The organism is Cupriavidus sp. 01L46, from assembly GCF_056399905.1.
This window is the reverse complement of the sequence record NZ_JBFTSF010000683.1, coordinates 1-651: the sequence shown is the minus strand read 5'-3', so window position 1 is coordinate 651 and position 651 is coordinate 1. Positions and strand designations below refer to the sequence as shown.

Annotated in this window: 1 protein-coding gene; it reads right to left on the bottom strand. The window is 63.7% G+C overall.

Features of this window, described 5'->3' with window-relative positions; translation table 11 throughout:
- Nucleotides 1-651 (bottom strand): DUF2345 domain-containing protein (locus AC1DS3_RS39305; RefSeq protein WP_477129456.1); only part of this gene is annotated, 651 nt, incomplete at both ends.

Genomic DNA, 651 nt, shown 5'->3' with positions numbered 1-651 from the left:
CCTCAATACCCGTGGACGACAGGCGAACATAGGAGCCACCACACTTGAGCAGCAGTTCCTCCTTGGCCTCGATCACGACGCGCCCGTTTGCACTGCTGATCGTCATGGTCTTGTCCGACAGCAGGCGCATCTCGTCGCTCTGGGCCTGGATCTCGACCTTGCCCTTTGCTGCAAACAGTTTGATGCCGAGCTTCTGCGCGAACACGGATATCCRTTCGCCTGCCGCAACCGTGAAGCGCTTGAGCACGCTGATGTCGGCATGACCGCCAGCGGTGGCGATCAGGTTCTGGGCGGCCGTGAGTTGCAAGTCGGAGCCTGAAGCCAGCGCCATGCCCGCTGGTGCGCTGACAAGTATCCCGGCCTTGTTCAGCGCCGTCAGCGTATCGCTGAGCAGGGCCTTCTGCCGGTTGTAGTCCGCTGCTACCGCTTGCGCCGCAGTGGCAGCCGAGGCCAGCGCTTCGCTCTGCTGGAGAGCTTGCTGCAGCAGGTTCTGCGCCGCCTCCATATCGAGCTGCTTCCCACCGGCACTCGGCTGGCCATCCGCCGAAATGAACAGCCCCTTGCCACCCCGGATCGCCCCCCAGGCGTCGGTGCGCAGCTCAAAGCCTTCACCGCGCTTCTGGCGTTTGGCAGTGGACATATGCCCCAGGG